We start from the raw sequence: 6,271 nt of genomic DNA on the forward strand, positions 1-6,271 counted from the left end.
TATTGATATGTACCGATTCGTTAGTCGGGAATTTAAGCCTTCGGAGTGTTAAACCAAACAGGAGTAGATTTTTCGAAACTGGACACGATGAACAAGGAAGGAAACATAAACTTTTATAAGGTTTGATAAAAACCTTGTAGAGTTTTATAAGCTTTCTGTAACGGGTTCTTATGTCTAAAATTATAATTAGTTTAAATGATAGAAAGCTATACTTTTATATAAATAATGTTTTACAAGGTATATATCCTATTTCAATTGGAAAGCCAGAAACTCCTACACCTTTAGGAGAGTTTACTGTTATTGAAAAAACTGTTAACCCCGGCGGAGGATTAGGAACCAGGTGGTTAGGGTTCACTAGAGAAAAACATGGAATTCATGGAACAAATAATCCTTCTACTATTGGCAAAGCTGTATCAGCTGGTTGTGTACGAATGTATAACCATCATATTGAAGCTATTTATCCATATGTACCCATTGGAACACCAATAATTATTAAGGAATTTTATCAGGACCAAAATGTTAGTTACTTTGATAATATTTATTATCATTCGACGAATAAATATTATACTGTAAAACCTGGTGATAGTCTGTGGAAAATAGCCCAAAGATATGGTATCACCGTTCAAGAACTTAAAAAAGCCAATAACTTAAATTCAGACTTAATATTTCCTGGGCAAACCCTTGTAATACCTTAACAAAAGACAGCCTTTCGGCTGTCTTTGTTTATCGCCCTACAAACATTTGGGTAAACATAATTCCATAAGGTCCCCCTTCAACAATACCTATACCTATATGGGTGAAGTTGGGATTCAATATATTTGCCCTATGACCTGGTGAGTTCATTAAATTGGTATGGGCTCTAATTACACTGGGAGAACCGGCTAGATTTTCACCAGCTGTCCTAAAGGTTATACCAAAACTTCTCATCATATCAAAGGGACTACCATATACCGGCGAATGATGGGCAAAATATCTATTCACAATCATGTCTTGGCTTTTTAGCCTGGCTACCATAACAATGTTTTGATCCATTATTAAGGGCCTTAAACCATGTCTTATTCTTTCTTGATTAACCAATTCTAACATTTCAAGTTCCATCTGCTGTTGCCTAGTTAGTTGTTGTGTTGACGACTGTTGCTGTTGCTGAGGTTGTTGCGTCTGTGATGGTTGCTGTTGTTGCGATATTTCATTTATTGATGGAATAAGTAATTTTTGATTAATGTAGATTATATGGTTGGATAAGCCGTTAGCTTCCATAATAGCACTTACAGTGGTGTTAAAGCGTTGAGCTAAGAAAAATAAAGTATCTCCCCTTTGAACTGTATAAACTACTGAATTATTAGAGTTGATCTTTAATAAATTCCTTATAGCGTTTTTTGTCTGTCTACCTACTATACCATCCACAAGTAAGTTATTTTGTTGTTGAAACCTAAGTACTGTATTTCTTGTTAAATTTCCAAATATTCCATCTATCGGCCCTGGATTAAATCCTAATTGGGCTAAATCCCGTTGAAGTAGTTGAACTCCTTCACCCACACTACCAAACCTTAAAAGTTCATTAGTATCCAAATAAGCTAATGATATGGTGGGTATAGAAAACAAAAAAAGACAAATTACTAAAATACTTACTAACTTTTTAATAGAAATCCCTCCTTAAATTGTAGTTAACATAATTCTACATAAAAGTAAGGAGGGATGTAAATGGTAATATTTACTGATAATTTGTTGCCCTTCTAATACCCCACAGGGACTAAAATTACTTGACCTACATCTATTCTATCAGGATTAGGGATGTGATTTATCGCTAGAATTGCTTCAATGGTTGTGTTGTATCTCCTTGCTATCTTCCATAAACTATCACCACTTACTACTGTATAACGTATAACTTTACCTTTAGATGGAATATAGTGATGATGATAATGATGATACGTTATTGGAGATACTGGAATTAAATCGGCTACAAAATCTATTTCTTTATATTTCCTGGCAAATACTTTTATTTCTATTACAACTGTTTGCCTAATATCTGTAACGGTTTTCCCTTTAACAACTCTTTTTTCTAATATACTGTGATTTATATATTCTACCCTAACTGTAGCCCTAGTATGGGCTCCTGGATAAACCCCATCTAAGTGAACAAAATGGCTAAATGTATCTTGGACAAATTCAGCCCTAACTATATTACTACCTTCTTCTGTATAAAATATCTCTTTATCTATTACACCACTTACAATTACTTTATTAGGTATTACCCTAATATCTGTTATTTTAGCATTGGCCTTAGACTTTCCTATACTTTTAACATCCTTTTCAATAGTAATATTTCTATTTAAAATAGTTTGACTACTTCCCTCAGCTAGTACTGTTTCTACTGTTACCTTCTTTTTCGTTACATCCCAATTCTTATTTCCACTAAAATGTGTTACACAGTGAAAAGTATTATTTGAATAAGCATCTGCAGTAAAGTTAAACCTTTGTTTTAATATGCCATCTCTCATTAGACTATCTTTGTGAAGTTTTACTTTACCATCAACTATTACTTTACAGTTAAGGGGTATTCCCTTTAAAGGTAGGGAATAACTAAAGTCTTCTTCCGCTACATATTCTTCTATTTCTTCTTCATTATCTATAAAGTGTAAGCGGGTTATGGTTCTACCATTGATATCTAGACCTTCTTCAGTAATTTTATAATTACCTATAATTAATTCCGTTTCTTCAGTTAAAAGTTCTTTGTATTGATATTGTTCAGGTAATATTAGTTCTTTTTCATATTCTCCTTCTCCTTTAATTAAGGGTGTTTCTAATGTAATTAATTCTTTTTGATAGGAAACATCATTACACTTTATATCTGATACAATAGAAATTTCAATTTCTTCATATATTGTTACATCAAAATTGATAATTACAAATTGATATACCTTTCTGGTTTGTAAGCTTTCTTCAATAGTTGGATCCTCAAAATTTATATGGGTACTGACAGCAACTTTCATATGTGGTTTAGCTCCTATTATAGGTATTTGTACATAGATTTCTTCTGGTTTTAAGTTTCTAAATAAACCTTTAGTACATCTATATTTCCCTCTCAATACCACTAAATCTTCGTATATTTCAGTCTTAAGATTTTCCAGTTTTCCTTCGATTACTTCCCTTGTAAAGGTCTCTTCTAAATTAGTTTCTTGTTTAATAACGAAGGATGAGCTGTTTTTACCAAAAATGTTTATAAAATTAACCGGAACTTTCCTGATTTGTATATTCATTTCTCACACCTCTTATAATTTTTATATAATTTTAGAAGGTGTGAATTTACACACCTTCTAAAGTTTTAACCTTTAGGTTTTGGAACACATGGAATTATTATTTTTTGTCCTGGAAAAATCAAATTAGGATCTGGAATTGTATCTTTATTTGCTTTAATTAAATCATTTAAACTTATACCAAAACGTTTAGCTATTTTAAATAAGGTATCCCCTGGTTGCACCACGTATATTATATAGGTAGCATCAGGTGGGCATAAATCATCGTCTGGAACATTGACATCAGTTACCACTTCAATTTGTACTGTTTCTGTAACTTTGACGAATAATTCAAGGACCGCTGTTTGTCTTCCGGTTAAACCATTATCAGAAAGGTCAATCTTTGTATACTCTACTCTAGGGGTAACATCAACGTTCATACCTGGCCTTACGCCCTCGATGTGTACGAAGTGGGTAAATGGTTCTGTTGGTAAAGTTAATTCTTTCAACACATTAGTTTGTTCATCGACATAAAATACTTGTTTCTCTAGTTCTCCTTTAATGATTACTTTATTATCAATAGGTTTAACTTCAGTAATATTCACATCAGCTACTATGTTAGCGATTTTTTTTGCAGGTTTAGGGAATTTTACTTCTGCTGTAACATTGAGTTGTTCTGTTCCTTCCCCTATAACATTTTCTACTTTGAATAATTCTTTAAATACATCTACTCCTGTAGCTCCCACTACAACCTCTATTTGAACTGTTTCTGTTACCTTTACAAACAACTCTATAACTGCTGTTTGTTTAGCAATACTTCTGTCATTATTATCAATAATATGATCGATAAATTCTACTCTAGGATATACCTGAACATTCATTCCTGGCCGTGCACCAGGGATATCAATAAATTGGGTAAATTTTTCATCTACAGATTTTTCTTTAACTATACCTTTTCTTTCTTCCACATAGTAGATTTGCTTATGAAGAATTCCTTCAATAATCACCTTATCCTCAATTACCCTAGCATTTACATCTTTAAAGGCACTATCCACAGTCATTATTTTTTTCACTGGATCAGGAAATTCTACATCGGCAATTACAGATGTTTGAACTGTTCCTTCTCCTATAACGTTTTGTACTTTTACAAGTTCTTTATAGGTTATAATATGGGGTCCTATAATATCAGTAACTACCTCAACCTGTACAGTTTCTGTTACTTTTACAAATATTTCTAAGATCGCTGTTTGTTTAACTTTAGTTTTATGTCCTGGATGGTGACCAGATTGTAAAGCCATTTCATCTTCTTCTCGATGCTTTTTAGTAGGTAAGATTTCAAACCTTACATCTTCTACTCTAACTTTAACTTGGGCGTGGTTTCCTGGATATGCTCCATTGATGTGAACAAATTGAGTAAACTTCTCAGGTGGTAATGTTTCTGAATAAACAATATCATCTTCTCCTACATAATAAACTTGTTTGACGATTACCCCTTCAACAATAACTTTATCTTCAATGACATTTGTTTTAATTTGGTCTGCCGGTATTGTTACTTCTGGGGTTAAAAATCTCTTAACACGTCTTGGTAAATTAAACTCTCGAACAACGGAAAACTGTTTTTTATCTTCTCCGATAACATAGTCAAGTTTTAATAGTTCTTTTATTACTTCAACTTTAGGCTTTTTGCCATCATAATAAGTCATCTTTTATCCTCCTCTCTCTTTTTACCTTATACATATTCCTTCTCATTCTATGAATATGCTATAAATGTCTAATATGTGTTAGTTTTTTTAAAAAAAGTAAATATTTTTTAAAGTAAATTTTCCCTGATTTCTAGATATGCTTTGTACCCTATATCTATTAATTCCTTTGTTTTATCGAAGTTTCCTAAATTCACTGTTGGTATATTAGGTTTAATTACTATATCTGGAATAGCAAAATATTTACTATTATCCACAGCAACAGTTATTACCCTACTACCTAAATCAATTATTCCCTGAGGTCTATTATCAAAGGGAGGTCTTTTTGTAACTTCAACAGAGATCGTTTTTTTACAACCTAATTTTTTAACTAAAAAAACTGGTACATTATTAGTTAAACCTCCATCAATAAAATATCCTTCTTTATAATTAACTCCCCTATAAACCAAAGGAATTGAAATACTTGCCCGTATAGCTAAATATAATGGTATTTCTGAAATAACTAATCCTTCAAAATCACTAAAAGCCTGAGGCACATTAGTAAATATAGTATCTAAACCTGTATTTATATCTACAGCAGTAATTGCTAAAGGAGTTTTAATGGTAGAAATATCTTCTTCACCAAAAATTTGTTTAAGAATTTTTGTCATCCGTTCACCCTTTAATAAACTCCAATAGTTAGTGTTTTCTAGACTAAAATTACCTAATAACAAACAGAAATATCCTTTAATAATTGACCAAATATTTATCCTTACATCTAAAACATCTTTTTGTTCCAAAGTATTTACTACATCTATTAAATCTCGATAGGATTTTCCTTTAGCAAGGGCTGCTGCCATAATAGCTCCTACACTACTTCCACTAACAGCACTAATTGGAATATTATCCCTTTGAAGCCCTTTCAAAACTCCTATATGGGCAATTCCCCTTTGCCCTCCGCCACTAAAACTTACCCCCACATATATATCACCCCTCTTTTACATAATACTCAAGTTTTCTAAAAATGTGCAAATAAAAAAAGCGCCATTCGGCGCACTTAAATTCATTTATATTTTATAGTGCTCTCCATGAACTCCTATATAATCTTTGGGATACATTTCTGCTCCACAACTCTCACAGCTAAATCTAGGTGGTATTGATGTATCTCCATCATCCATCATATCAAAGTATTCCACTACTTCCTTGGGAACTTTTTCTACAATCTTGCACCCCAAACAAACATACTCTATAAAATTCTTTAAGTTCACTTTTTGTGGACTCTTTTTCTTGTTACCTTTTTTCTTCTTACTCATCAGTTCATCCCCTTTGTTCTAATTTTAGACACACTACCCCCTTGGT

Annotated in this window: 6 protein-coding genes; 1 reads left to right on the forward strand and 5 read right to left on the reverse strand. The window is 32.3% G+C overall.

Features of this window, described 5'->3' with window-relative positions; translation table 11 throughout:
- Positions 1–170: 170 nt before the first annotated feature.
- Positions 171–695: a L,D-transpeptidase family protein gene (locus BMX60_RS11375; protein WP_091351559.1), complete on the forward strand. Its 525-nt coding sequence runs from the start codon at positions 171–173 to the stop codon at positions 693–695.
- A gap of 28 nt (positions 696–723) precedes the next feature.
- On the opposite strand, the gene BMX60_RS11380 is transcribed toward BMX60_RS11375, so the two are convergent.
- The 5 genes from BMX60_RS11380 to BMX60_RS11400 all read right to left on the reverse strand — a co-directional run bounded on the left by BMX60_RS11380 (position 724) and on the right by BMX60_RS11400 (position 6,225).
- Positions 724–1,536 carry a peptidoglycan-binding protein gene (locus BMX60_RS11380; RefSeq protein ID WP_143055940.1) on the reverse strand — a complete coding sequence of 271 codons (813 nt, stop codon included), beginning with the start codon at positions 1,534–1,536 and terminating at the stop codon, positions 724–726.
- A 197-nt stretch (positions 1,537–1,733) separates the two neighbouring features.
- Entirely contained in the window at positions 1,734–3,257 is a 1,524-nt protein-coding gene (locus tag BMX60_RS11385) for a DUF3794 and LysM peptidoglycan-binding domain-containing protein (RefSeq protein WP_091351561.1), read from the reverse strand.
- Between the two features lie 65 nt (positions 3,258–3,322).
- Positions 3,323–4,936, reverse strand: a complete 1,614-nt coding sequence (locus BMX60_RS11390; protein ID WP_091351562.1) for a DUF3794 and LysM peptidoglycan-binding domain-containing protein — start codon at positions 4,934–4,936, stop codon at positions 3,323–3,325.
- A gap of 107 nt (positions 4,937–5,043) precedes the next feature.
- A complete protein-coding gene (locus BMX60_RS11395) occupies positions 5,044–5,892 on the reverse strand; it encodes a patatin-like phospholipase family protein (RefSeq protein WP_177159806.1) in 849 nt (282 codons plus the stop codon).
- Between the two features lie 87 nt (positions 5,893–5,979).
- Entirely contained in the window at positions 5,980–6,225 is a 246-nt protein-coding gene (locus BMX60_RS11400) for a hypothetical protein (protein WP_207648380.1), read from the reverse strand.
- Positions 6,226–6,271: the final 46 nt, after the last annotated feature.

The organism is Anaerobranca gottschalkii DSM 13577 (assembly GCF_900111575.1).
Classification (GTDB): domain Bacteria; phylum Bacillota; class Proteinivoracia; order Proteinivoracales; family Proteinivoracaceae; genus Anaerobranca; species Anaerobranca gottschalkii.

Bases quoted from the DNA above. Each gene is read 5' to 3' on its own strand.
- BMX60_RS11375 (WP_091351559.1), top strand. From the start codon at position 171: ATGTCTAAAATTATAATTAGTTTAAATGATAGAAAGCTATACTTTTAT.
- BMX60_RS11385 (WP_091351561.1), bottom strand. From the start codon at position 3,257: ATGAATATACAAATCAGGAAAGTTCCGGTTAATTTTATAAACATTTTT.
- BMX60_RS11390 (WP_091351562.1), bottom strand. From the start codon at position 4,936: ATGACTTATTATGATGGCAAAAAGCCTAAAGTTGAAGTAATAAAAGAA.
- BMX60_RS11400 (WP_207648380.1), bottom strand. From the start codon at position 6,225: ATGAGTAAGAAGAAAAAAGGTAACAAGAAAAAGAGTCCACAAAAAGTG.